The organism is Streptomyces sp. NPDC057099 (genome assembly GCF_042671245.1).
Taxonomy (GTDB): Bacteria; Actinomycetota; Actinomycetes; order Streptomycetales; family Streptomycetaceae; genus Streptomyces; species Streptomyces purpurascens.
The window spans coordinates 160,358-184,435 of the sequence record NZ_JBHUTX010000002.1; the positions used below are offsets into that span (position 1 = coordinate 160,358).

Here is a 24,078-nt window from a genome sequence, read left to right on the forward strand (position 1 = left end):
CCAACTCGATTGCTCAGGAGAGCAGTTCGACCTCCGCCAGGGTGCCCTCACCGTCGAGGACCAGGCGGTATTTCTCGTACGTACCCGGTGACCTCACCGTGAACGCGCGGGTCTGCCTGTCCCAGGCGAAGGACTCGTCGGAGCGCCGGTCCAGCGTCCGCCAGGTCTCACCGTCGGAGGAACCCTGGAGCGTCCAGCCGGTTGGCGCCTTCGCCCGGTCCGCCGCCGACGTCAGCGTGTACTGGACCGCCTCGGCGCCCTCCGGGACCGGAAGATCCACGGACGTCACCGCCGCGTCCGTCGCCGACGTGTCGTCGAACAGGGCACCCTCGCCCTTCAGCACGTCCGCGCGGGGCGTCGGCACCTCGTCGTCCCGGGTGATCGACACGGGTGCGGCGTGCTTGCCCGTGCCCCAGGACGACGGCCGCGGGCCCATGTCGAACTCAAGGACACCGCCCTTGGCGACGACCGAGTGCGGCAGGGAGGTCTTGGACCAGGTCCGGCCGTTGACCTCCAGCCCCTGCACATACACGTTCCTCGCGCTGTTCCGGGGCGCCTTCACCACCAGCTCGCGCCCGTTCTCCAGGTGCACCGTCGCCTTCTTGAACAGCGGTGAGCCGATCGCGTACGCGCCGCTGCCCATCACCAGCGGGTAGAAGCCGAGCGCGGAGAACAGGTACCAGGCCGACTGCTCGCCGTTGTCCTCGTCGCCGTGGTAGCCCTGGCCGATCTCACTGCCCGTGTACAGGCGCGACAGCACCTCGCGGACGTTCTTCTGCGCCTTCCAGGGCTGCCCGGCCGCGTCGTACATGTAGATCGCGTGGTGGGCGACCTGGTTGGAGTGCCCGTACATGCCCATCCGCACGTCCCGCGCCTCGGTCATCTCGTGGATGACACCGCCGTAGGAGCCGACGAACTCGGGGGAGGCCGTCTCGGGCGTGGAGAAGTAGGCGTCGAGCTTGTCTCCCAACCCCTTCCGGCCGCCGTACAGGTTCGCCAGGCCCCGGCTGTCTTGTGGGGCGGTAAATGCGTATCCGTACCCATTCGTCTCGGTGTAGTCGTGGCCCCAGACCCGCGGGTCGTACTTCGAGGACTCGACCCGCCAGTCGCCCTTGGCGTCCCGGCCCTGGAAGAAGCCGGCCTTCGAATCGAAGAGGTTCACATAGTCCTGGGCGCGGTTCAGGAAGTACTCCGACTCCTCCTTGTAGCGCCGCTCGCCGGTCTCCTCGTAGAGCTTCCGGCCCATACGGGAGATGCCGTAGTCGTTGAGGTAGCCCTCCAGCGCCCACGACAGGCCCTCGTGGGTCTCGGTGCTCGTGTAGCCGAGGAAGGGGGAGGTGGTCATGCCCTTGCGGCCGACGCCCGGGTTCGGCGGGACGACCGTCGCGTTCTTCACGGCCGCGTCATAGGCCGCCTTCGCGTCGAAGTCGACGCCCTTGACGTACGCGTCCGCGAACGCCACGTCCGAGGACGTGCCCGTCATGAGGTCCGCGTAGCCGGGGGAGGACCAGCGCGAGGTCCAGCCGCCGTCCTTGTACTGCTGCACGAACCCGTCGACCAGCTCACCGGCCCGCGACGGAGTCAGGAACGAGTACGCCGGCCAGGTCGTCCGGTAGGTGTCCCAGAAGCCGTTGTTGACGTACACCTCGCCGTCGACGATCTTCGCGCCGGTGTGGGTCGGGGTGTCCGGGTTCGGCATGGGGGAGAAGGGCGAGGCGTACTGGTGTTTCCCGCCGACCTTCTCGAAACCGGAGTTCGGGTACAGGTACAGCCGGTAGAGGCTGGAGTACAGCGTCGTCAGCTGGTCCGGTGTCGCGCCCTCGACCTCCACCTTGCCGAGCAGCCGGTCCCACTGCCGCTGGGCGCTCTTCTTGACGGCCTCGAAGGACGTGCCCTCGGGGATCTCCTGGCGGAGGTTGTCCTTCGCCTGGTCGACGCTGATCAGCGAGGTCGCCAGGCGCAGGGTGACGGTCCGGTCGTCGGCCTTGAAGCGCAGATGGCCCTTCACGCCGGACGACGAGCCCTCGGTCACCGGCTTGTCGAACGTGCCGTAGACGAACAGCCGGGTCGCCCCCGTCGACAGCCCGGACTTCACGTCCGAGTAGCCGGTGACGATCCCGTTCTCCTTGTCGAGGGTCAGGCCCGCCTGGTCGGTGACGTTGTCGAAGAGGACGCTCGCGTCGTCACCGGGGTAGGTGAAGCGCAGGGCCGCAGCATGGTCGGTCGGCGCCATCTCGGCCTTCAGGCCGTTCTCGAACCGCACCCCGTAGTAGTACGGCCGTGCCGTCTCGTTCTCGTGCCGGAAGGCCAGCTCCCGGGCCTCCCGGCCGAGGTCCGGGGTGCCGGTGGCGAGGGACGGCATCACCTGGAAGGTCTGCCGGTCGCCCATCCAGGGGCTCGGCTCGTGGCTCGCGCTGAACGCCTGGATCGTCGGCAGGTTGTCCGCGTTGTTCGCGCGTGCGTAGTCGTACAGCCAGCTCAGCGAGCCCGCGTTGGTCACCGGCGTCCAGAAGTTGAAGCCGTGCGGCACCGCCGTCGCCGGGAAGTTGTTGCCCCGCGAGAAGCCGCCGCTGGAGTTGGTGCCGCGCGTCGTCACCGCGTAGTCCGACAGATGCGCCTTCGGGCGCTCGGGGGCGACGGAGTCGAGGGTCACGTCGTCCAGCCAGCCCCGGAACTTCGCCGGGCCCTTGGGGGAGTCGTACGCCACCAGGATCCGGTCCACGGTCTTCCCGGCCGCCACCGACCCGATCCGCGAGGCCACGTCGTTCCACTGGTTGACGTAGAGGATCTTCGCCTCGCCCTGCCCCCGCGGCGTCAGCGGGAAGCCGTGCCGGTCGGTGGCGCGCAGCTCGCTCAGCCGGGTGCCGTCGGTGAAGGCGAGGTCGACGGAGACGTTCGTCGCGTCGTAGTCGAGGTCGCCGTCCGCCATCGACGGGAAGATCCGGTAGGACAGCTCCGTGTTCCGGCCGACGGCCACGTTCACGTCGAAGACCTTGTTGTACGAGTAGGCCCGCCCCTCGGCGGTGTGCCGGCCGGCGTAGCGCAGGGCCCGTTTCCCGGTGAACCCGGCGCCCGCCTTGGCGGTGGGGGAGCCGCTCGGGCCGCGGTCGACGAGGGAGAGCATGTCCTGCGGGACGGGTCCTTCGCCGCCGCCCGTGGACAGCTGGAGGTCGGCGAGCTGGAGGATGCCGCCGCCGTTGTTGCCGGTGATGTCGAGCCGGAAGTGCCGGTACTCGGCCGAGGCGGGCTCCGCGATGTCGTACGTCTTCGTCTGGAAGCGCTCGGAGAAGGACTCGCCGGAGCGGGAGTCGAGGGTCTTCCAGTCCTTGCCGTCGGCGGAGCCCTTCAGGGTCCAGGCCTTCGGGTCGCGCTCGTCGTGGTCGTTGGCCGATGTCAGTGCGTAACGTACCAGTTTGACTGGTTTGTCCAGGTCGAACTCGGCCCAGCCGGTGGGCTCGAAGGTGAGCCACTTGGTGCTCGGCTCGCCGTCGACGAGGTTCTCCTTCACCTCACCCCCGCCCGTGTTCTCGTCACTGGCCCGGACGTCGGTGACATGGTCGGTCACATTGCCCGGTATGCCGCTGCTGTAGCCGCCGTCGACGCCCGAGGCCCTCTTGCTGCCGTCGGGCGCCGTGTCGACGGTGTTCAACCAGTCCGGAACCGGGTCGTCCGGCTCGAAGGAGGAGGCGAACCTCCGATCGGGGGTCTCGGGGGCCTGGGGCAGTGCGACCGCAACGCCCTGTGAGCTCAGGGCCAAAGTGAAGGCGGTCGCCGACACGACCGCCGAACCCCATCTGTGCCGAGCTTTCCGCTGCATCAACGGGTACCCTCCCTGCGCAGTGGACAACGTTGTCAGCTTCGATGCGCAAGGACCAGTAGTTGCCCAAGTGCCAGGGAGTGTCAAGGGTGTTGGTTGTGGCATTCGGAGACGACGACCGGGATATTTCCGCCGAGGAGCACACGGACCGCTCGACTTTCCGTGAGGTCTCAACTCGGATAAGACCCACGGCCAACCTTGTGTTCGATCTTGATCCGCCGGCGGGAAGTGGACTATACCTGTCGGGCGCTTCACACCATCCGCACGTCATCACCCGCACTTCCTGCACGACCCAGCGTGACCCGATCGCGGTGCCGGGGAGGATCCGGTTCACCGCCTGAGTCCTGGAGAAGGCGAGGACTTGAGCATGGGATCCACTTCCGCCGAGAACCACGGCACCGAGGGTGTCGGCCGCCGTGATCTGATCAAGAGGTCCGCAGCGCTCGGGCTGATCTCCGTACCGACGATGAGCTTCCTGTCCGCCTGCGCCAGCAGCGGCGGCGACGACAGCGGCGACAAGGCCAAGGCCGGCAAGAAGACCGCGAAGAACCCGCTCGGTGTCAACGACACCGCGGGCATGGAATTCGTCCTGTTCGACGGAGGCTTCGGCAAGGAGTACGCCGAGGACGCGGTGAAGATCTACGAGAAGAACTTCCCCGAGGTGAAGGTGAAGTTCTCCGCCACCCAGAAGATCCAGTCCACGCTCCAGCCCCGCTTCAACCAGGGCACCCCGCCGGACCTCATCGACAACTCCGGCGCCGAGCAGATGGACATGGGCGTCCTGGTCGGCAAGGACCAGCTCACCGACCTCACCCCGCTGCTTGACGCGCCCTCCTACGACGATCCGAACAAGAAGGTCCGGGACACCCTGCGCCCCGGCATCGTCGAGATGGGCCAGTTCGACGGCGAGAAGGTCTGGATCTTCTACTACGCCTACACGGTCTACGGCGTCTGGTACTCCCAGAAGGCCCTGGACTCGCTCGACGAGCAGTACCCCGAGACCTGGGACCAGATGCTCGCGGTCTGCGAGAAGGCCAAGAAGAAGGGCATGGCGGGCTGGACGTACGCGGGCAAGTACCCGTACTACCTGCCCTTCTCGCTCTACCCGATGATCGGCAAGGTCGGCGGCGCCGAGGTCCTCGACGCCATCGACAACCTGGAGCCGAACGCCTGGAAGCACCCGGCCGTCAAGGCCTGCTTCGAGGCCTACTACGAGCTCTTCAAGAAGGGCTACATCCTCAAGGGCACCCCCGGTCTGGACCACATCCAGTCGCAGACCGCCTGGGCCCAGGGCAAGGCGCTGTTCATCCCGAACGGCTCCTGGGTGGAGAACGAGTCCGCCAACGTCATCCCGAAGGACTTCGCCCTCTCCGTCTCCGCGCCCACCGGAATCGACTCCTCCGACAAGCTGCCCTTCGGCACCATCTGGGCCTCCGGCGGCGAGCCCTTCATCGTCCCGTCCAAGGCGAAGAACGCCGAGGGCGGCATGGAGCAGCTGCGCATCATGCTCAGCGAGGCGTCCTCGAAGAACTTCACGAGCAAGGTGAAGTCGCTGACCGCCTACAACGGCGGCACCGACGGCATCGCCCTCACCCCGGGTCTGAAGTCGGGCGTCGCGGCCCTGGACAAGGCCGGCGACAACGTGGTGAATCCCCGTCTCCAGGACTGGTACGTGCAGTTGCAGAAGGAGAAGATCGGCGTGTCCGGCCTGGGCGAGATGATGGCCGGCCGTCTCACCCCGGCCGAGGCCATCAAGAAGATCCAGGGCTTCGCCGACGAGGCCGCCAAGGACGACTCGATCAAGCACTACAAGCACCAGTAACGGCACCGGAAACTCATTTCCGCAACGGCACCGGAGTGGCGATGCAGCACGGCAAGTACCGGTTCATCGTGGGCTTCCTCGCGCTGCCCCTCGGCCTGTACGCGCTCTTCGTGGTCTGGCCGTTCATCCAGTCCATCTATTACTCGTTCACGGACTGGACCGGCCTGAGCCCCGAATTCAAGATGGTCGGCTTCGACAACTACAGCCGGCTGCTCGACGACGAGATCTTCTGGAAGTCGTTGCAGCACAGTCTGCTGTTCGCGCTGCTGCTGCCGGTCGTGACGATCAGCCTGGCGCTGTTCTTCGCCTTCATGATCAATGTCGGCGGTCGGAAGAGGAGGAACGGACCGGTGGTCACCGGCGTCCGGGGCTCCTCGTTCTACAAGATCGTCTATTTCTTTCCGCAGGTGCTGTCCATCGCCATCGTCGCGCTGCTGTTCGCGTTCGCGTACAACCCGGACAGCGGCGCGATCAACTCGATCCTGCGCGGAATCGGCCTCGACGACGTCCAGCCGCTGTGGCTCGGCGACCCCGACCTCGCGCTGTGGGCCGTGATGGCGGTGCTCGTCTGGTCCACGGTCGGCTTCTTCGTGGTGCTCTTCTCCGCCGGCATGGCCTCCATCCCGGCGGAGATGTACGAGGCGGCCCTGCTGGACGGGGCGGGCCGCGCCACGACCTTCTTCCGCGTCACCCTGCCGCTGCTGTGGGACACCGTGCAGTCCGGCTGGGTCTACATGGGCATCCTCGCCCTGGGCGCCGAGTCCTTCGCGGTCGTGCAGATCATGACGACCGGGCCGGGCGGTCCCGACTACTCGACCACCGTCATGGTCCTGTACGTGTACCAGAAGGCGTTCCGTGACGGGCAGGCCGCCTACGCCACCACCATCGGTGTCGCCCTGCTCGTCGTCACGCTGGCCTTCGCCGCCGTGGTGATGCGGCTGGGCCGTCGCGAGCGGCTGGAGTACTGATGAAGACGACGCAGACCCCCGCGCCCGTGCCGGCCGAGTCCGGCGCGCCCGTCACCAAGGAGGACATCCCGCCCGGCCCGCCGCCGAAGGCGAAGAAGGAAGGCACGGTCCTCAACGTCTTCTCCCACGGCGTCCTCGTCATCTGGGCGTTCATGGTGGTGATGCCGCTGCTCTGGGCGGTGATGACGTCCTTCAAGGACGACCGGTCCATCTTCTCCTCGCCCTGGTCGCTGCCGGACACGCTGCACTTCGACAACTGGTCGCGGGCGTGGACCGAGGCCAACATGAGCGACTACTTCCTCAACACCGTCCTGGTGGTGGGCGGTTCGCTCGTCGGGACCCTGGTGCTCGGCTCGATGGCGGCCTACGTCCTGGCCCGCTTCGACTTCCCGGGCAACCGCTTCATCTACTTCCTGTTCATCGGCGGCATGAGCTTCCCGATCATGCTCGCGCTGGTCCCGCTCTTCTACGTCGTGAACAACATGGGCCTGCTGAACACCATCCACGGGCTGATCCTGGTCTACATCGCCTACTCGCTGCCGTTCACGGTGTTCTTCCTGACGGCGTTCTTCCGGACCCTGCCGACGTCCATCGCGGAGGCGGCCTTCGTCGACGGTGCCTCCCACAGCCGTACGTTCTTCCAGATCATGCTGCCCATGGCCAAGCCGGGCCTGATCAGTGTCGGCATCTTCAACTTCCTGGGCCAGTGGAACCAGTACATGCTGCCCACGGTCCTCAACACGGACCCGGACAAGCGCGTCCTCACCCAGGGCCTCGTGCAGCTGGCGGTCAGCCAGGGCTACAAGGGCGACTGGTCGGGTCTCTTCGCGGGCCTGGTGATGGCGATGCTGCCGGTGCTCGCCGCGTACATCGTCTTCCAGCGGCAGGTGGTGCAGGGGCTGACGGCCGGCGCGCTCAAATAACCCTGCGCGTTCGCTCGCGTACACGCCGCTCCCGTTTGCGGGGGCGGCGTGCAGGCGTGTGTCCATGGACCCGGAAACGGTTCAACCTCTTGACGGGAGGCGACCCGAACGGCTCAGCTTAGAGTTCACTAGTTGGACATGGACGGGGTCTCATCGAAGCGGCCCCGCGCGCAGGAGGTCGTCGTGGAGACTCCGGGGTCGCAGTCGTCGCTGCACCGAGCCAACCTGGAGCGGGTCGTACGAGCCGTGCGTCTGGCGGGCTCCCTCACCCAGGCCGAGATCGCGCGGACGACGGGTCTGTCCGCGGCGACGGTCTCCAACATCGTCCGGGAGTTGAAGGACGGCGGCACCGTCGAGGTCACGCCCACGTCCGCAGGGGGGCGCCGGGCCCGCAGCGTGTCGCTGAGCGGGGACGCCGGGATCGTCATAGGAGTCGACTTCGGGCACACCCACCTGCGCGTCGCGGTCGGGAACCTCGCCCACCAGGTGCTCGCCGAGGAGTCCGAGCCGCTGGACGTGGACGCCTCCTCGACGCAGGGCTTCGACCGGGCGGAACAACTGGTCAGCCGGCTGATCGAGGCCACCGGGGTCGACCGGTCCAAGATCGCCGGGGTGGGCCTCGGTGTGCCCGGCCCCATCGACGTAGAGTCGGGGACCCTCGGCTCGACCGCCATCCTGCCCGGCTGGACCGGCACCAAGCCCGCCGAGGAGCTGCGGGGGCGGCTCGGCGTGCCGGTGCACGTGGACAACGACGCCAACCTCGGCGCCCTCGGCGAGATGGTCTGGGGCAGCGGCCGCGGGGTGCGCGACCTGGCGTACATCAAGGTCGCCAGCGGTGTCGGCGCCGGTCTGGTGATCAACGGGAAGATCTACCGGGGGCCCGGCGGCACCGCCGGGGAAATCGGACACATCACTCTCGATGAATCCGGGCCCGTCTGCCGCTGCGGAAACCGCGGCTGCCTGGAGACCTTCGCTGCCGCGCGCTATGTGCTCCCGCTCCTGCAGTCCAGCCACGGCACCGACTTGACCATGGAAGGCGTCGTGCGCCTCGCACGGGACGGGGACCCGGGCTGCCGTCGGGTGGTCGCCGACGTCGGCCGCCACATCGGCAGCGGCGTGGCCAACCTCTGCAATCTGCTGAACCCGAGCCGCGTGGTCCTCGGCGGTGATCTCGCCGAGGCCGGTGAGCTGGTGCTGGGGCCCATCCGGGAGTCCGTGGGGCGCTACGCGATCCCCAGCGCGGCCCGGCAGTTGTCCGTGCTTCCGGGGGCCCTCGGAGGCCGTGCGGAGGTCCTCGGAGCGCTCGCTCTCGCCCTCAGCGAGATGGGTGATTCGACCCTTTTGGACGGAACTGCCCCTGGGGTCCTGCAGGCTGCCGCGCCCGCCTTCACTTAGAGAACGGATGGCACCGTTGCCATCTCGTTAAGGATTTACTTCTTGACGTCGCACGTGTGGCCGAGTTGACTTCCAGCCACCTCGGCCGCAATGTCGCGGCCTCGTCAGGGAGGTTTCTGAAGTGAACACGCGTATGCGTCGCGCCGCCATTGCGATTGCCGCCGGTGCGATGGCCGTTTCGCTTGCTGCCTGTGGCAGCGCCAAGGAGTCCGGCGACAACGCCGATTCCAGTGGTTCCGGGTCCGCCAAGAAGGGCGACGACATCAAGGTCGGTCTGCTCCTTCCGGAGAACGCGACCGCCCGCTACGAGAAGTTCGACCGGGTGCTCATCGAGAAGAAGGTCAAGGAACTCACGGGCGGCAAGGGCGAGGTCGTCTACGCCAACGCCAACCAGGACGCGGCCAAGCAGAACCAGCAGGTCGACACCATGGTGTCCAACAAGGTCGACGTGCTGATCGTGGACGCGGTGGACTCCAAGGCCATCGCCGGCTCGGTGAAGAAGGCCAAGGACGCCGACATCCCGGTCGTCGCCTACGACCGCCTGGCCGAGGGCCCGATCGACGCCTACACCTCGTTCGACAACGTCACCGTCGGCAAGACCCAGGGCGAGGCCCTGCTGAAGGCGCTGGGCGACAAGGCCGAGGACGGCCAGATCGTCATGATGAACGGGTCGTCCACCGACCCCAACGCCGCCCTGTTCAAGAAGGGCGCGCACTCCGTCCTCGACGGCAAGGTGAAGGTCGGCCGCGAGTACGACACCAAGGAGTGGAAGCCGGAGAACGCCAACGCCAACATGGAGGGCGCCATCTCCGCCCTCGGCAAGGACAAGATCGTCGGCGTCTACTCCGCCAACGACGGCATGGCGGGCGGCATCATCACGGCCCTGAAGGCCGCCGGCATCGCCGACGTCCCGGTCACCGGCCAGGACGCCGAACTCGCCGGTGTGCAGCGCATCGTGACCGGTGAGCAGTACATGAGCGTCTACAAGCCCTACCCGCAGGAGGCCGACGTCGCCGCGGAGATGGCCGTCGCGCTCGCCCAGGGCAAGTCGCTCGACTCCATCGCCAAGGACAAGGTCGACAGCCCGACCACCAAGGCCGTCCCCTCCGTCCTCGTCCCGGTCGTCTCGCTGACGAAGGACAACATCAAGGACACCGTCATCAAGGACGGCATCTACACCGTGAGCGAGATCTGCACCGGCAAGTACAAGGCCGCGTGCGACAAGATCGGCCTCGAGTAGTCACCCCGAGTTCCTCCGGCGCCCCGCACACCAGCCCCGCAAAGCTACGCGGGGCGCCGGAGTGATCACTCCTCCCACACTTTCTGCACAACCTCCCGCCGGTCAGGCGGCGAAGGAGATGGTTCACGTGTCCGCTACGCCCGTGCTGGCGTTGCGCGGGGTCTCCAAGCGGTTCGGTGCCGTACAGGCGCTCACCGACGTAGAGCTTGAGGTCCACGCCGGTGAGGTGGTCGCCCTGGTCGGCGACAACGGCGCCGGAAAGTCCACGCTGGTCAAGACGATCGCCGGCGTGCACCCCATCGATGAGGGCGTCATCGAATGGGACGGCAGGTCCGTCCAGATCAACAAGCCGCACGACGCCCAGAACCTGGGCATCGCGACCGTCTACCAGGACCTCGCGCTGTGCGACAACATCGACGTCGTCGGCAACCTCTACCTGGGCCGGGAGATCCGCAAGCGCGGCGTCCTGGACGAGGTGGAGATGGAGCGCCGCTCCCGCGAGCTCCTCCACACGCTGTCGATCCGCATCCCCAGCGTGCGCATCCCGATCGCCTCGCTCTCCGGCGGCCAGCGCCAGACCGTGGCCATCGCCCGGTCCATGCTCGGCGAGCCGAAGCTGGTCATCCTCGACGAGCCCACCGCCGCCCTCGGCGTCGAGCAGACCGCCCAGGTCCTCGACCTCGTCGAGCGGCTGCGCGAGCGCGGCCACGCCGTCATCCTCATCAGCCACAACATGGCCGACGTCAAGGCCGTCGCGGACAAGGTCGCCGTGCTGCGCCTCGGGCGCAACAACGGCATCTTCGAGGTCAAGTCGACCTCGCAGGAAGAGATCATCTCCGCCATCACCGGCGCCACCGACAACGCCGTGACCCGCCGTGCGGCGCGCACGAACGGGGAGGCTTCCAAGTGAGCATCGACAAGACCTCAGCGGCTCCGGGAGCCCCCGAAGACCACGTCGTGGCGAACCCCGAGGCGGCCAAGGCCGCCGTCACGGTCGTCGACCCCCGGCTGCTCGTGCGCGAGCAGGGCTTCGCGGGCTACCTCACCGAGTTCAAGCGGAAGATGAAGTCCGGCGACCTGGGTTCCATCCCGGTGGTCGTCGGCCTGGCCATCATCTGGATCATCTTCCAGAGCCTGAACTCCAACTTCCTCACCGCGGGCAACCTGTCCGACATGTCGGTCGCCATGGTCGGCACCGGCATGATCGCCGTCGGCATCGTGTTCGTGCTGCTGCTCGGCGAGATCGACCTGTCGGTCGGCTCGGTCAGCGGTGTGGCGGGTGCGAGCTTCGCCGTGCTCAACGTCTCCAACGGCATGAACGAGTGGCTGGCCTTCGCGCTGTCCATCGTCACCGGCACGGTCGCCGGCGCGCTGCACGGCTTCTTCTTCGCGAAGATCGGCGTCCCCGCCTTCGCCGTCACGCTGGCCGGCCTGCTGTTCTGGAACGGCTTCATGCTCCAGATCCTGGGCGACAACGGCACGATCAACCTCGACCCGGACGGGGTCGTGGCCCAGCTGACCAGCTACTACTTCTCCGACGTGGCCGCCGCCTACGGTCTGGCCGCGGTGGTGACCGCCGGGTACTTCCTCAGCTCCTTCCTCGGCAACCGGCGGCGCGAGGCCGCGGGCGTGCCGTCGCAGCCGCTGAGCGAGACGGTGGTGCGGACGGTACTGCTCGCGGTCCTGGCCTTCGCCGTCGCGATCGTCTTCAACCAGTACAAGGGCCTGCCCCTGGCCGTGGTGATCTTCATCGTGGTGCTCCTGGTCACGGACTTCGTGCTGCGGCGTACGGCGTACGGGCGGAAGGTGTTCGCGCTCGGCGGCAGCGTCGAGGCGTCGCGACGGGCCGGCATCAACGTGGAGCTGGTCCGGATCTCGGTGTTCGCGATCTCCGGGACGTTCGCCGCGGTGGGCGGTCTGTTCATCGCGTCGAAGATCGCCGCGGCGAACCAGGGCGCGGGCGGCGGTGACCTGCTGATGAACGCGATCGCCGCCGCGGTCATCGGCGGTACGTCGCTGTTCGGCGGTCGCGGCCGGACCTGGAACGCGCTGCTCGGCGTGCTGGTGATCGTGTCGATCCAGTACGGGCTCGCGCTGGAGGGCATCGCCTCTCCGGTGCAGTACATGATCACCGGTGGTGTGCTCTTGGCCACGGTCGTGATCGACGCGGTGACGCGCAAGACGCAGAAGACCGCGGGCCGCGCATAGCGCCGACCGACCCCCTGTGCCCGGCATCGAGAGGTGCCGGGCACAGTTGTGTCGTAGGTGTGGCACAACTTGGGTACAGCCGAAAGCGTGATGTATGCCCCAAGGCCTCGGCGCAGTCCTCAGGAGCGGAACATTAGACTCGACACGCCCGGCAACAGCTCGATCAGCTCTACTGCAAGGAGGCACGGGTGCCGCTGCTGACCCGTATCAGGGGACCGCGCGATCTGGACCGGCTCAACCTGGAGGAGCTGAACCAGCTGGCGGAGGAGATCCGGAGCTTCCTCGTCGAAGCGGTCTCCAAGACCGGCGGTCACCTCGGCCCCAATCTCGGCGTGGTGGAGCTCACCATCGCCCTGCACCGGGTCTTCGACTCGCCCAGGGACAAGGTCCTCTGGGACACCGGCCATCAGTCCTACGTCCACAAGCTGCTCACCGGCCGTCAGGACTTCTCCAAGCTCAAGATGAAGGGCGGCCTGTCCGGCTACCCCTCGCAGGCCGAGTCCGAGCACGACGTCATCGAGAACTCGCACGCCTCGACCGTCCTCGGCTGGGCCGACGGCATCGCCAAGGCCAACCAGATCATGGACCGCGACGACCACGTGGTCGCCGTGATCGGTGACGGCGCCCTGACCGGCGGCATGGCCTGGGAGGCGCTGAACAACATCGCCGACGCCAAGGACCGGCCCCTCGTCATCGTCGTGAACGACAACGAGCGGTCCTACGCGCCGACCATCGGCGGTCTCGCCAACCACCTCGCGACGCTGCGGACGACGGACGGCTACGAGCGCTTCCTCGCCCGCACCAAGGAGGTCCTGGAGCGCACCCCCGTCGTCGGCCAGGCGCTCTACGACACCCTGCACGGCGCCAAGAAGGGCCTCAAGGACTTCATCGCCCCGCAGGGCATGTTCGAGGACCTCGGCCTGAAATACGTCGGCCCGATCGACGGGCACGACCTCGAGGCCCTGGAGTCCGCACTCGCCAAGGCCAAGCGGTTCGGCGGCCCGGTCATCGTGCACTGCCTCACCGAGAAGGGCCGCGGCTACCAGCCCGCCCTCCAGGACGAGGCCGACCGCTTCCACGCCGTCGGCAAGATCCACCCCGACACCGGCCTGCCGATCAAGAGCTCCGGCGCCGACTGGACCTCCGTCTTCGGCGACGAGATGGTCGAGCTCGGCAAGGAGCGCGAGGACGTCGTCGCCATCACGGCCGCGATGCTCCAGCCGGTGGGCCTGGAGAAGTTCGCCAAGCGCTTCCCCGACCGGGTCTACGACGTCGGCATCGCCGAGCAGCACGGCGCCGTGTCGGCGGCCGGCCTGGCGACGGGCGGAGTGCACCCGGTGTTCGCCGTGTACGCCACCTTCCTCAACCGCGCCTTCGACCAGGTGCTGATGGACGTGGCCCTGCACAAGTGCGGAGTCACCTTCGTGCTGGACCGGGCCGGTGTCACCGGCACCGACGGGGCCTCACACAACGGCATGTGGGACATGTCGATCCTCCAGGTCGTGCCGGGGCTGCGGCTGGCCGCGCCGCGTGACGCCGACCAGGTCCGCGCGCAGCTGCGCGAGGCCGTCGCGGTCGACGACGCGCCGACCGTGGTCCGCTTCTCCAAGGGCGCCGTCGGCCCCGCCGTACCCGCCGTCGGCCGCGTCGGCGGCATGGACGTGCTGCGCGAGCCCGGCACCGACCGGCCCGACGTCCTGCTGGTCTCCGTCGGAGCCCTAGCCCCGATGTGCCTGGAGATCGCCGCGCTCCTCGACAAGCAGGGCATCTCCGCCACCGTCGTCGACCCGCGCTGGGTCAAGCCCGTCGACGAGGCCATGGCCCCGCTCGCCGAGCGGCACCGCGTGGTCGTCACCGTCGAGGACAACAGCCGCGTCGGCGGTGTGGGATCGGCGATCGCGCAGGCCCTGCGCGACGCGGGCGTGGATGTGCCGCTGCGTGACTTCGGCATCCCGCCGCGCTTCCTCGACCACGCCACGCGTGCCGAGATCCTCGCCGAGATCGGCCTCACCGCGCCGGACATCGCCCGGCAGGTGACCGGGCTGGTCGCCAAGCTGGACGGGCGGTACGAGAGCGGTGCCGTGGAGTCCGTGGAATCCGTGCGCGACTGACACGGCCGAACGGGTTCGGATGGGCCGGTTTCCCCACCATGAGGGTGGAGAAACCGGCCCATTGGCGTGAATGCGTCCGTGCCGGGGCATACGGATGGTGCCACCTCTCGATCATGTCGAGGACGACAAACGTGGGAGGTATCCCGTGAGCAGCACCCTCTTCCGGACGAAGAAGGTCGAGCAGTCCATCCTCGACACCGAGGAGCCAGAGCACGCGCTCAAGAAGTCCTTGTCCGCGCTGGATCTGACCGTCTTCGGCGTCGGCGTGATCATCGGCACCGGCATCTTCGTACTCACCGGCACCGTCGCCAAGGACAACGCCGGGCCCGCCACGGCCCTGGCGTTCGTCGCGGCCGGCGTCGCCTGCGCCCTGGCCGCACTCTGTTACGCCGAGTTCGCGTCCACGGTCCCGGTCGCCGGGTCCGCCTACACGTTCTCGTACGCGTCCATCGGCGAACTGCCCGCCTGGATCATCGGCTGGGACCTGGTTCTGGAGTTCGCGCTCGGAACGGCGGTGGTGGCCGTCGGCTGGTCGGGCTACATCCAGTCGCTGATGGAGAACGCGGGCTGGACGATGCCCGAGGTCCTGGGCAGCCGGGAGGGCGCCGACGCCTTCGGCTTCGACATCCTCGCCGCCGCGCTGGTCCTCGTCCTCACCGGCATCCTCGTCGTCGGCATGAAGCTTTCCGCGCGGATCACCTCGGTCGTCGTCGCCATCAAGGTGACGGTCGTCCTCGTCGTGATCATCGCGGGCGCGTTCCTCATCAACACCGACAACTACGACCCCTTCATCCCGAAGGAGAAGCCGGTACCGGCCGGCTCCAGCCTCGACTCCCCGCTGATCCAGCTCATGTTCGGCTGGGCGCCCTCCAACTTCGGCGTGATGGGCATCTTCACCGCCGCCTCGGTCGTGTTCTTCGCCTTCATCGGCTTCGACGTCGTGGCCACGGCCGCGGAGGAGACCAAGAACCCGCAGCGCGACATGCCGCGCGGCATCCTCGGCTCCCTCGTGATCTGCACGACGCTGTACGTCCTCGTGTCGATCGTCGTCACCGGCATGCAGCACTACAGCGATCTGTCGGTCGACGCGCCGCTCGCCGACGCGTTCAAGGCGACCGGGCACCCGTGGTTCGCGGGCTTCATCAGCTTCGGGGCCGCGGTCGGCCTGACGACGGTGTGCATGATCCTGCTGCTCGGCCAGACCCGGGTGTTCTTCGCGATGAGCCGCGACGGGCTGCTGCCGCGGTTCTTCTCGCACGTCCACCCGCGGTTCAAGACCCCGCACCGGCCGACGATCCTGCTCGGCGTGATCATCGCGGTGCTGGCGGGCTTCACGCCGCTGACCGAACTCGCCGCGCTGGTGAACATCGGCACGCTGTTCGCCTTCGTGGTCGTCGCCATCGGCGTGATCATCCTCCGCAGGACGCGCCCCGACCTGCCGCGGTCCTTCCGGACCCCGTGGGTGCCGGTCATCCCGATCCTGTCGGTGTGCGCCTCGCTGTGGCTGATGATCAACCTGCCCGCCGAGACGTGGGTGCGGTTCGGATTCTGGATGGCCGCCGGGTTCATCGTGTACTTCCTCTACGGCCGCACGCACAGCCGCCTCGCGACGGGAGAGGAACCGAAGGCCGAGAACACGCCGTAGCCACCGGCTGCGGGTCCGCGGCCCGGCGCAGCGGCACCCCGCTACACCGGGCTGCCCACCCGGCCCCGGCACCGACGCCGGGCCCCTACGGCCGCACCGTACGCGGCCCCGCCACCTCCGCCCCCAGCTCGCCGACCCGTCGCCGCAGCTCCCGGTCCGCCGTGACGACCAGTACGGACCGCTCGCCGGCCCCCGCGACCACATCCACGATGTGATCGTCACCGCTGCCCGACGCCGACTCCACCCGCACCCCCGGCACCGACTCCACCCCCCGAGCGGCCCCCTCCACCACGAGCAGGACCTCCACCGCCCCGGAAACCCCCGGCACCCCGTCCGACGCCAACCGGTCCCGCAGCCGCTCCGCGGCACCCCGTCGGTCCCGCCACCAGCCGTCCGGTACCGACCCGACGACGTTCGCGGCGTCGACGACGACGAGGAGGGGCGTGTTGTCGTTCATGCGGCCAGGGTCGCACGGCGGTTGTCGGCCAGGCAGGGGCCGGGCCGCGCACGGAGCCGGCCCGCCCGCATAAAGTGAACTGGTGAACGGCGACTGGCTCATCCGCGGCCGCGACGGCCGCCTCACCGTCTATCTCCCCTCCGGCGACGCCGTCCTGTGCCGTGCGGAACGCGGCCCCGCCGGCTCCTGGGACGCTGCCCGCACCGTCGGCGGCGGCCAGAAGCTGCACCCGGGCCCGGCGATCGGCCAGGGTGCCGACGGGTACACCCATCTGGCCGCCTGGCGGCCCACCGTGCCCGGCGAGTCGGGGCTCGTGCATTCGACGCACTTCCGGCCCCGGCTCGCGCCCCTGGACTGGGTCTCGATCGGGCACCCGGACAAGAAGGGCGACCGGACGGGCTCGCCGGCCGTCGCCGTCGACTCGGCGGGGCGTGGCTATGTCTTCGTCCGCAACCAGGGCGGAGGGGTGAGCCTGCGCAACCAGAAGGAGAAGGGCGGCTGGGGTCCCTGGCAGAACCTCGAAGGGCATGACGTGCAGGGCGAGCCGGCCGCCGTGACGGGGGAGTCGGGGCTCGTGGAGGTGTACGCCTCGGTGCCCGGCGGGGTGCTGCACTGGCGGCAGGAGGAGCCGGGCAGGACGCCGGTGCGGACGGAGGGCGTCGATGTGCCCGTCCGGCCGGGGACGCTGTGCGCGCTCGCCACGTCCGCCGAGCACACCACCCTCTTCTTCACGGACACCTCGGGCGACGTCTGCGCCTGGCGGCCGGGCGAGAAGCCGGTGACGCTCATCGCCTCCGCCGGGCCCGGGCCGGTGTCCGCCGTGCGCTGTGACATCGAGGGGCACGACTGCACCGTGCTCGCCCAGCGGTCGGCGAGCGGCCGGGTCGCCTTCGCCGCCTATCCGACCGAACAGGAGTCGGCCGGTGCCTGGTGGACCGAGTCCGGCCCCCAGTTGCCCTCCGACGCCGTGGTGGCGGTGGCGCTCGACGAGCAGGACGAGGTCGTGGCGGCTTCCCTCTCGCCCTCGACCGGGACGCTGCGTCTCACCCGCCGCAAGGACGAACCCGGGCTCGCGCTGGAGGCCTGGCGGGAGGTCTGACACCCCGGCAGGGCCCTTCCTTTTGTGGCTCCCGTCGCTCCAGACACACCAGATGTGTCAAGGGTTGTACGGATGTGTGCGTGACAAGGCGCACCTCGGGTGAACGTGGTCAAAAAGTGAAGGTCTTGTTAACCTCTTCGCACTTGTTCGATTTTGCTCGGGGGGCCGGTTGCTGTGCGCCTGGCCGGGGCCGTGGCAACGGGGTTGGGGAATGATGTCGTGAGCAGATCCTCCACGGTGGATCTTGTCGTTGTCGGACTCGGTTACGTGGGGCTGCCGTTGGCCAGGTCCGCGGCCGCCGCGGGACTGAAGGTGGTCGGTCTCGACCGCAGCCGCAGGGTGGTCGACGGGCTGAACGCCGGCTGTTCGCATGTGGACGACATCACCGACTCCGATGTGCGCACCATGCTGGAGCGGGGCTTCGAGGCCACCGACGCGGCCGAGGTCATCGCGGACGCCGCCGCCGTCGTGGTGTGTGTGCCGACGCCGCTCACCGACCACGGTGCTCCCGACCTCGGCGCGGTGCACGCCGCCGTGGACGACATCGCCGCCCATCTGCGGGCCGGCACGCTCGTGGTGCTGGAGTCGACGACCTACCCGGGGACCACCGACGAGGTCGTCAGGCCGCGGCTGGAGGCCGGGGGACTGCGCGTCGGGGCCGACTTCCATCTCGCCTTCTCCCCGGAGCGCATCGACCCGGGGAATCCCTCCTTCGGGCTGGAGAACACGCCCAAGGTCGTCGGCGGCATCACGGCCGACTGCACCAAGGCGGCCCGTGCCCTCTACGAGCGTTTCGTGAACCGGGTCGTCGAGGCCAAGGGCACCCGCGAGGCCGAGATGGCCAAGCTGCTGGAGAACACCTACCGGCACGTCAACATCGCGCTCGTCAACGAGATGTCGATGTTCTGCCGGGAGATCGGCGTCGACCTCTGGGACGCGATCCGGTGCGCGTCCACGAAGCCGTTCGGGTTCGCGCCCTTCTACCCCGGTCCGGGCGTCGGCGGGCACTGCATTCCGATCGACCCCAACTACCTCTCGTACAAGGTGCGTTCGCTGGGCATCCCGTTCCGGTTCGTGGAGCTGGCGCAGGAGATCAACCAGCGGATGCCCGTGCACGTCGTCAACCGCGCGGCCGATCTGCTCAACGACCAGGGCAAGGCCGTGCGCGGCTCCCGGGTGCTGCTGCTCGGCGTGACCTACAAGCCGGACATCTCCGACCAGCGGGAGAGCCCCGCCCTGGCCGTCGCGGAGACCCTCCGCGCGCGCGGTGCCGAGCTCGTCTACTTCGACCCCCGGGTCGAGGACTGGCGCGTCGGCGGGGTGCCGGTCGAGCGGGCCGGTGACTACCTCGCCGCCGCCGAGACCGCCGACCTGACCATCCTGCTCCAGCCGCACCGCGAGATCGACCTCGACGAACTCGCCGACCGCGCCCGGGCGCTGTTCGACACCCGGGGCAAATCCGCCGACCACCCGCGGGTGGTCAAGCTGTGACTTCCGAAGATACGTACATACCCGGGGCCGTCGACTCCGGTGGGCGTCGAGCGCACCGGAAGCGGCGGCACCTGAAGGTCTCGTACTTCGTCTTCCTGGGCCTGGCCGCGCTGATCGCCACCCGGCTCGACGCCGGTTCCCTGCACCTGTACTCCATGGGTGCCATGGGCCTGCTGACGCTGAAGATGTTCGGCGCGCTCTTCTACCGTCCGGCCAAGGCCGGGCGGGAGGAGCTGGAGTACCTGGAGGACGCCTGGGTCACCGCGGTCATCCCGATCTACAACGAGGACCCGGTGATGTTCGAGCAGGGCATGCGCAGCCTCCTCGCGCAGAGCCGCCTGCCGAACGAGATCCACATCATCGACGACGCCAGCGCCACCGACTCCGGCATCAGGGCCGCGAAGAAGATGCGCCGCGAGTTCGAGGCCAGGGGCGTCAAGTACACCGTCAGCGTGCAGCCCGAGAACAAGGGCAAGCGCGAGGCACTGGCGCTGGGCTTCGAGGCCGCCCCGTACTCCGACATCTTCCTCTGCGTCGACTCGGACACCGTGCTGTCCCGGGACACCGTGCGCGAACTGCTGCTGCCGCTGGCCGACGAGAAGATCATGGCCTCCACCGGCATGGTGCTGGCGCTCAACCACGACAGCAACATCTTCACCCGCCTCCAGGACCTGCGCTACGGCAACTCGTTCCTCTTCGAGCGGGCCGCCTACTCCCGGCTGAAGTCGGTGCTGTGCTGCTGCGGCGCCCTGTCGGCGTACCGCGGCACGCTGGTGCGCAAGTATCTGCCGGACTTCCTCAACCAGCAGTTCCTGGGCAAGCCGGCCGTCTTCGGCGACGACCGGCGGATGACCAACTACTGTCTGATGGAGGGCCAGGTCGTCTTCCAGGAGACGGCCGTCGGCTACACCGCCGTCCCCGAGAAGCTGCCGCACTTCCTGCGCCAGCAGGTCCGCTGGAACAAGTCCTTCTTCCGCGAGTCGCTGTGGGCCTTCCGGCACCAGAAGAAGTACCGGCCGGCCTTCTGGCTGACCTGTATGGAACTCGCGCTGTGGCTGGTCTTCGGCTCGGCGATGTTCTACTCGATGGTCATCCTGCCCATCATCAAGCCCCAGCAGTTCGTCCACCACATCGGCGACTACCTGATCTTCATGGTGCTGATGGGCTATCTGCGCAATGTGCGCTACCTCGACTTCCCGCGCCGGGGGATGGGCTTCATCAAGCGGTTCGGCATGTTCCTGCTCGCGCCGCTCTACGGCGTGATCCAGCTGACCCTGCTGACGCCGCTGCGCTTCTACGCCCTGTTCACCCTGCACAAGGGGAGCTGGGGCACCCGCCAGGGCGGCGTCGAGGTGTCCGTGGCCGGTGACCACGAGGCCGATGTGACGGAGATCTTCGAGGAAGAGGACCCGTACTCCGACAAGAAGGTCACCGAGACGCTCCAGCTGATGCGGCTGGAGGGCGTGGCCCTGCGCACCACGCCCCGCCCCAGCGGCGGGATCCCGGCCCAGCCGCAGCCGATCCCCGGCTACCACGAGGAGCAGCACGCGGCCGTCCCGCAGCAGCGGGTGAGCTGGGGAACGCCGGAACCGGCCGGGCAGCAGCAGTGGCAGGGCGCGTACGAGGGGCAGCACGGGTCCCCCGACCCCTACCAGCAGTATCAGGGGCAGGGCCACCCTCAGCAGCAGGGCGGCTATCCGTACCAGGACCCCTCCTGGCAGCAGCAAGGGCAGCAAGGGCAGCAGGGGAACGGCCAGGGCGGCTGGTAGGCCGTAGGAGCCGACAGGAGAGAGGGGCGGCCGGGGGGCCGCCCCTCTCTCCTGTCCGGGCCTCAGGTGTACGAGGCCATCGCCTCCTCGACCGTCAGCACCGGGATGTCCCGGTCCTCGATCGCCTTCATCAGGGTCTCCAGACCGGCCTTGCCGATCTCGGTGCTGGTCGCGGGCGGGCCCTCGGTGACCTTGTGCAGACAGAGGATCAGCCAGTCACCGCTGTTCACGCACCGGTCGAGCCGGCCGCCCGCCGCGGTCAGCTTCGACAGCGCCGTACCGCCGATGCCGTTGCCGTCGTTGATGCCGGTCAGCGCCTTGAGGCGGTACGGCATCGCCGGGGCGAACGACTCGATCGTCTCGGAGATGATCGACCGGGCCGTGGTGAAGTGCCGGCCGGCGATCTGGTCGACGGGGACGCCGTCGGACGTCTTCTGGAACGCGCCGTGCGGATAGGCGAAGTGCTCGCTGGTGAAGCCGTTGGACACCAGCCACTCGCGCAGCTTGCGGAAGTCGTCGTCGGCCTGCTCGGCGGTGAGCTTGGGATAGCTGGCCGTGTGGACGGCGTTCGCGTACGAGTGGCCCGCCATCTCCCAGCCGGAGAAGTCCTGCATCGACTTCATCTGGTTCAGCGTCAGGAAGCTGCCGGTGCCGATGGCGTCGGCGATGTTGTAGACCGTGCCGGGGAAGCCGTAGCCGTCCATGACCGGCCGGGCCAGGTCGTGGATCGACTTGTGGGAGTCGTCGAAGGTGATGGAGACGACGCCCTTGGGGAAGACGGAGACCGTGTCCGGTATCAGCTCGATCGCCTGGAGCCGGTAGGTGACCGGGCCGCCCGCGTTGTCGTACACCGCGAACGACATGTCGGTGAAGCCGGTCTTCGTGGACGGCTTGCCGTCGGCGCCGATGGAGTACGTGCCGGCCGCCGCGTTGACGTCCGCCCACTGGAGGTGGACCGTCACCCACTCGCCGGACTGGACGTAGTTGGCCGCCGTCTTGGAGTGGGAGTGGATCGTCCAGGCGAAGTGGTTCGCGAGGGAGCCGCTGCCCAGGTAGAAGACCATCTTGGCCAGGTTCGTCACGTCGTCGACGCGGAAGACGAGCCGGATCATCTTGCCGGTCAGGCTCATCGCGGACAGACCGGTCTTGCGGACGTACGACTGCTTGCCGGTGCCGTTGGTGGTGACCCGGACCGACTGGGTGCCCCGTACGTACTGCGACTTGTCGTTCGCCTCGGCCGACGTGGTGCCCGCGCCGCCGGGGGTCCAGCCGTGGGAGGCCTGGAACTGCTGGGACCAGCTCGCCCGGCGGTACTTGGGGCGGCGGCCGGAGGGGGCGTAGAGCGGCGGCGTGGTGAGGCCTCCGATGGCGCCTTCGGCGGCCGGCGCGGCGGCGGGCTGTGCCACCACCTTCCCCAGCCACGCGCCGCCGCCGGCCATGGCGACGCCTCCCGTACCGCCCATCAGCAGCGCGGAACGCCGGCTCACCACCGGCTTCTTCTCCGCCTCCGCCGCAGCGTGCCTGTGGGCGTTGGACCGCCTTTTCCTCACCGGGACTCCCGAACCGTGTCGAAGTAGTTCATTCCCTTGTCGGTGAAGCCCTCGACCGCGGACTGGACTTCGTTCACCGACAGGGTGTCGTTCGCGTTGTAGTAGAGCCAGTCGACCTTCATGTCCCACGCACGCTCGCCCTTGAACGGCAGGTCGATGAACCAGTGGTTGAAGTTCACCGACATGTCGGCGCGCGGGACGTACTTCCCGTTGCTGAGGAAGAGCTTCTCGCCGTCCATCCAGTACGCGACCACGCCGTCCTTCACCCTGATCAGCATGGTGTGCCAGGCGTCGAGGCTCTTCTTCGTGGTCTTGTAGACACGGTCGTTCGTCTTGTGGTCGTACCAGGTGACGGTGTCGAGCTTGGGGCCGGGCCGGCCCCAGCCGCCGTTGGGCATGTACTCGTTGTCCAGCTCGCTGTACTTCGAGCCCTTGCCGCCGATGGTGTAGAAGGTCTGGTTGACGTGGTCGCCGGCGTCTCCGGCGGTCGGCCCGTCGCTGAAGTGGATCCGGGCCGCGTAGGTGCCGTCGCGGAACTTGCTCGCGGCCGTGCCGAGGCTCGCCTGCTTCGTCCCGGCCTTGGTGCCGTCCGTGCTGGCGCGCAGGTTGAGTACCTGACCGTCGGCCAGCGAGCCCTTGGCGGTGGGGAAGGTGACGCCGTCGGCCGACCAGGTGTTCTCGACGCCGGGGCCGCCCTTGCTGGTGCGGACCAGCCAGCCGTGCTTGAACAGGGCCGGGTCCTTGGGGCCCTGGTAGGTGAAGTCGTCGAAGAGCACCCCGGCCGGGGGAGCGGGCACCGGGTCGGGCGCGGTGGCCTTCGCCGAGTCCTTCTTCTCGTCGCTCGCCTTGGTGCCGTCCGGCTCCTCGCCCCAGACGAGGACGCCCCGCTTGTACGCGGTGACGTTCTCCGCCTCCTTGTAGCTCGTCATCTCGGCGTCGAAGGAGCGGTCGTCGGACTGCTTCAGCTTCTTGTGGTCGGTGCGGAAGAGCTGGAGGTCGATGCCCTTGCTGTTGGCGCCGGGCTTCAGGCTGCCCGCGCTGTCCGTGAACCTGATCTCCAGGTAGTGGTCGGCGGTGTCGGTGGCCTTGTCCATCGCGACGACCCGTCCGGCGACGTTCGAGCAGCCGAAGACGGCGTTGACGCAGTTGAAGGCGTACGAGGCGCCGCCGTCGGCGGTGAACCAGTACCGGAGCGTCACATCGCTCAACGGCATTGGCTTCTCCGCGTCGTTGAAGACCTCCAGCGACGGCTTGGCGGCCGTCGCGGTCGCCGGGGTGTCGGTCCGGTAGCGGACCTTCAGCTCGGGCGGATCCGGGTTCGCCGCCTTCCAGACGGGATAGAGGGCCGTGCCGCCGGCGGCGACGACCGCCACGAGGAGCAGGAGTCTGATCTTGGGCCAAACCCGGCGTCGGGGTGTTCGGCGACGAGGGGACGCCACGCAGGACTCCTTCGAGGACACCCGGCGGTCTGGGGTGGAGACCGTCAGAGTCAGGTAAACAATGGTCGGATTGTGTGAGGATCCTATCTATGGGCGCATGCAAAAAGGGGGGCGGGTGCACGGATTGTTACCGTACGCCCCACC

At 68.4% G+C, this 24,078-nt stretch carries 16 protein-coding genes; 12 read left to right on the forward strand and 4 right to left on the reverse strand.

Annotated features, from left to right (window positions below):
- Positions 1-13 precede the first annotated feature (13 nt).
- Positions 14-3,817 carry a GH92 family glycosyl hydrolase gene (locus ACFT4A_RS03185; protein ID WP_382825445.1) on the reverse strand — a complete coding sequence of 1,268 codons (3,804 nt, stop codon included), beginning with the start codon at positions 3,815-3,817 and terminating at the stop codon, positions 14-16.
- Positions 3,818-4,184: 367 nt separating this feature from the next.
- On the opposite strand from ACFT4A_RS03185, the gene ngcE reads away from it, so the two are divergent.
- The 9 genes from ngcE (at position 4,185) to ACFT4A_RS03230 (ending at position 16,129) form a co-directional block, all read left to right on the forward strand.
- Positions 4,185-5,639 (forward strand): N-acetylglucosamine/diacetylchitobiose ABC transporter substrate-binding protein, encoded by a 1,455-nt coding sequence (ngcE, locus tag ACFT4A_RS03190; RefSeq protein WP_382825447.1) that lies wholly within the window; start codon positions 4,185-4,187, stop codon positions 5,637-5,639.
- A 41-nt stretch (positions 5,640-5,680) separates the two neighbouring features.
- Positions 5,681-6,607, forward strand: a complete 927-nt coding sequence (locus ACFT4A_RS03195; protein ID WP_382495966.1) for a carbohydrate ABC transporter permease — start codon at positions 5,681-5,683, stop codon at positions 6,605-6,607.
- On the forward strand, positions 6,607-7,530 hold the full coding sequence (locus ACFT4A_RS03200) for a carbohydrate ABC transporter permease (RefSeq protein ID WP_382825449.1): 924 nt from the start codon (positions 6,607-6,609) through the stop codon (positions 7,528-7,530). Before ACFT4A_RS03195 ends, ACFT4A_RS03200 begins: the two co-directional genes overlap by 1 nt.
- 183 nt (positions 7,531-7,713) lie before the next feature.
- Positions 7,714-8,925 (forward strand): ROK family transcriptional regulator, encoded by a 1,212-nt coding sequence (locus ACFT4A_RS03205; protein ID WP_215117945.1) that lies wholly within the window; start codon positions 7,714-7,716, stop codon positions 8,923-8,925.
- 133 nt (positions 8,926-9,058) lie between these two features.
- Entirely contained in the window at positions 9,059-10,165 is a 1,107-nt protein-coding gene (locus ACFT4A_RS03210; protein WP_382825949.1) for a substrate-binding domain-containing protein, read from the forward strand.
- 118 nt (positions 10,166-10,283) lie between these two features.
- A complete protein-coding gene (locus ACFT4A_RS03215; RefSeq protein ID WP_215117944.1) occupies positions 10,284-11,075 on the forward strand; it encodes an ATP-binding cassette domain-containing protein in 792 nt (263 codons plus the stop codon).
- Complete coding sequence (locus ACFT4A_RS03220) at positions 11,072-12,373, forward strand: sugar ABC transporter permease (RefSeq protein WP_382825451.1); 1,302 nt, start codon at positions 11,072-11,074, stop codon at positions 12,371-12,373. The genes ACFT4A_RS03215 and ACFT4A_RS03220 overlap by 4 nt, the downstream gene beginning before the upstream one ends.
- Positions 12,374-12,561: 188 nt before the next feature.
- Positions 12,562-14,484 carry a 1-deoxy-D-xylulose-5-phosphate synthase gene (dxs, locus tag ACFT4A_RS03225; RefSeq protein ID WP_382825453.1) on the forward strand — a complete coding sequence of 641 codons (1,923 nt, stop codon included), beginning with the start codon at positions 12,562-12,564 and terminating at the stop codon, positions 14,482-14,484.
- 145 nt (positions 14,485-14,629) lie between these two features.
- The gene (locus ACFT4A_RS03230; RefSeq protein WP_382825455.1) at positions 14,630-16,129 is read left to right on the forward strand and encodes an amino acid permease; all 1,500 of its coding nucleotides are present in this window, start codon (positions 14,630-14,632) and stop codon (positions 16,127-16,129) included.
- Between the two features lie 85 nt (positions 16,130-16,214).
- On the opposite strand, the gene ACFT4A_RS03235 is transcribed toward ACFT4A_RS03230, so the two are convergent.
- On the reverse strand, positions 16,215-16,586 hold the full coding sequence (locus ACFT4A_RS03235) for an NTP pyrophosphohydrolase (protein ID WP_382825457.1): 372 nt from the start codon (positions 16,584-16,586) through the stop codon (positions 16,215-16,217).
- Between the two features lie 82 nt (positions 16,587-16,668).
- Here ACFT4A_RS03235 and ACFT4A_RS03240 point away from each other — a divergent pair, with 82 nt between their 5' ends.
- The 3 genes from ACFT4A_RS03240 to ACFT4A_RS03250 all read left to right on the forward strand — a co-directional run bounded on the left by ACFT4A_RS03240 (position 16,669) and on the right by ACFT4A_RS03250 (position 20,945).
- A complete protein-coding gene (locus tag ACFT4A_RS03240) occupies positions 16,669-17,685 on the forward strand; it encodes a hypothetical protein (RefSeq protein ID WP_382825459.1) in 1,017 nt (338 codons plus the stop codon).
- 219 nt (positions 17,686-17,904) lie between these two features.
- A complete protein-coding gene (locus tag ACFT4A_RS03245) occupies positions 17,905-19,176 on the forward strand; it encodes a nucleotide sugar dehydrogenase (RefSeq protein WP_382825461.1) in 1,272 nt (423 codons plus the stop codon).
- Positions 19,173-20,945, forward strand: coding sequence for a glycosyltransferase (locus tag ACFT4A_RS03250; RefSeq protein ID WP_382825463.1), 1,773 nt, complete (start codon positions 19,173-19,175; stop codon positions 20,943-20,945). Before ACFT4A_RS03245 ends, ACFT4A_RS03250 begins: the two co-directional genes overlap by 4 nt.
- 62 nt (positions 20,946-21,007) lie before the next feature.
- Here ACFT4A_RS03250 and ACFT4A_RS03255 read toward each other — a convergent pair whose 3' ends face one another.
- A complete protein-coding gene (locus ACFT4A_RS03255; protein ID WP_382825465.1) occupies positions 21,008-22,432 on the reverse strand; it encodes a polysaccharide deacetylase family protein in 1,425 nt (474 codons plus the stop codon).
- A 59-nt stretch (positions 22,433-22,491) separates the two neighbouring features.
- Entirely contained in the window at positions 22,492-23,934 is a 1,443-nt protein-coding gene (locus tag ACFT4A_RS03260; protein WP_382825467.1) for a cellulose binding domain-containing protein, read from the reverse strand.
- Between the last annotated feature and the right edge of the window lie 144 nt (positions 23,935-24,078).

Bases quoted from the DNA above. Each gene is read 5' to 3' on its own strand.
- ngcE (WP_382825447.1), top strand. From the start codon at position 4,185: ATGGGATCCACTTCCGCCGAGAACCACGGCACCGAGGGTGTCGGCCGC.
- ACFT4A_RS03185 (WP_382825445.1), bottom strand. From the start codon at position 3,817: ATGCAGCGGAAAGCTCGGCACAGATGGGGTTCGGCGGTCGTGTCGGCG.
- ACFT4A_RS03235 (WP_382825457.1), bottom strand. From the start codon at position 16,586: ATGAACGACAACACGCCCCTCCTCGTCGTCGTCGACGCCGCGAACGTC.
- ACFT4A_RS03200 (WP_382825449.1), top strand. From the start codon at position 6,607: ATGAAGACGACGCAGACCCCCGCGCCCGTGCCGGCCGAGTCCGGCGCG.
- ACFT4A_RS03195 (WP_382495966.1), top strand. From the start codon at position 5,681: ATGCAGCACGGCAAGTACCGGTTCATCGTGGGCTTCCTCGCGCTGCCC.
- ACFT4A_RS03210 (WP_382825949.1), top strand. From the start codon at position 9,059: ATGCGTCGCGCCGCCATTGCGATTGCCGCCGGTGCGATGGCCGTTTCG.
- ACFT4A_RS03215 (WP_215117944.1), top strand. From the start codon at position 10,284: ATGGTTCACGTGTCCGCTACGCCCGTGCTGGCGTTGCGCGGGGTCTCC.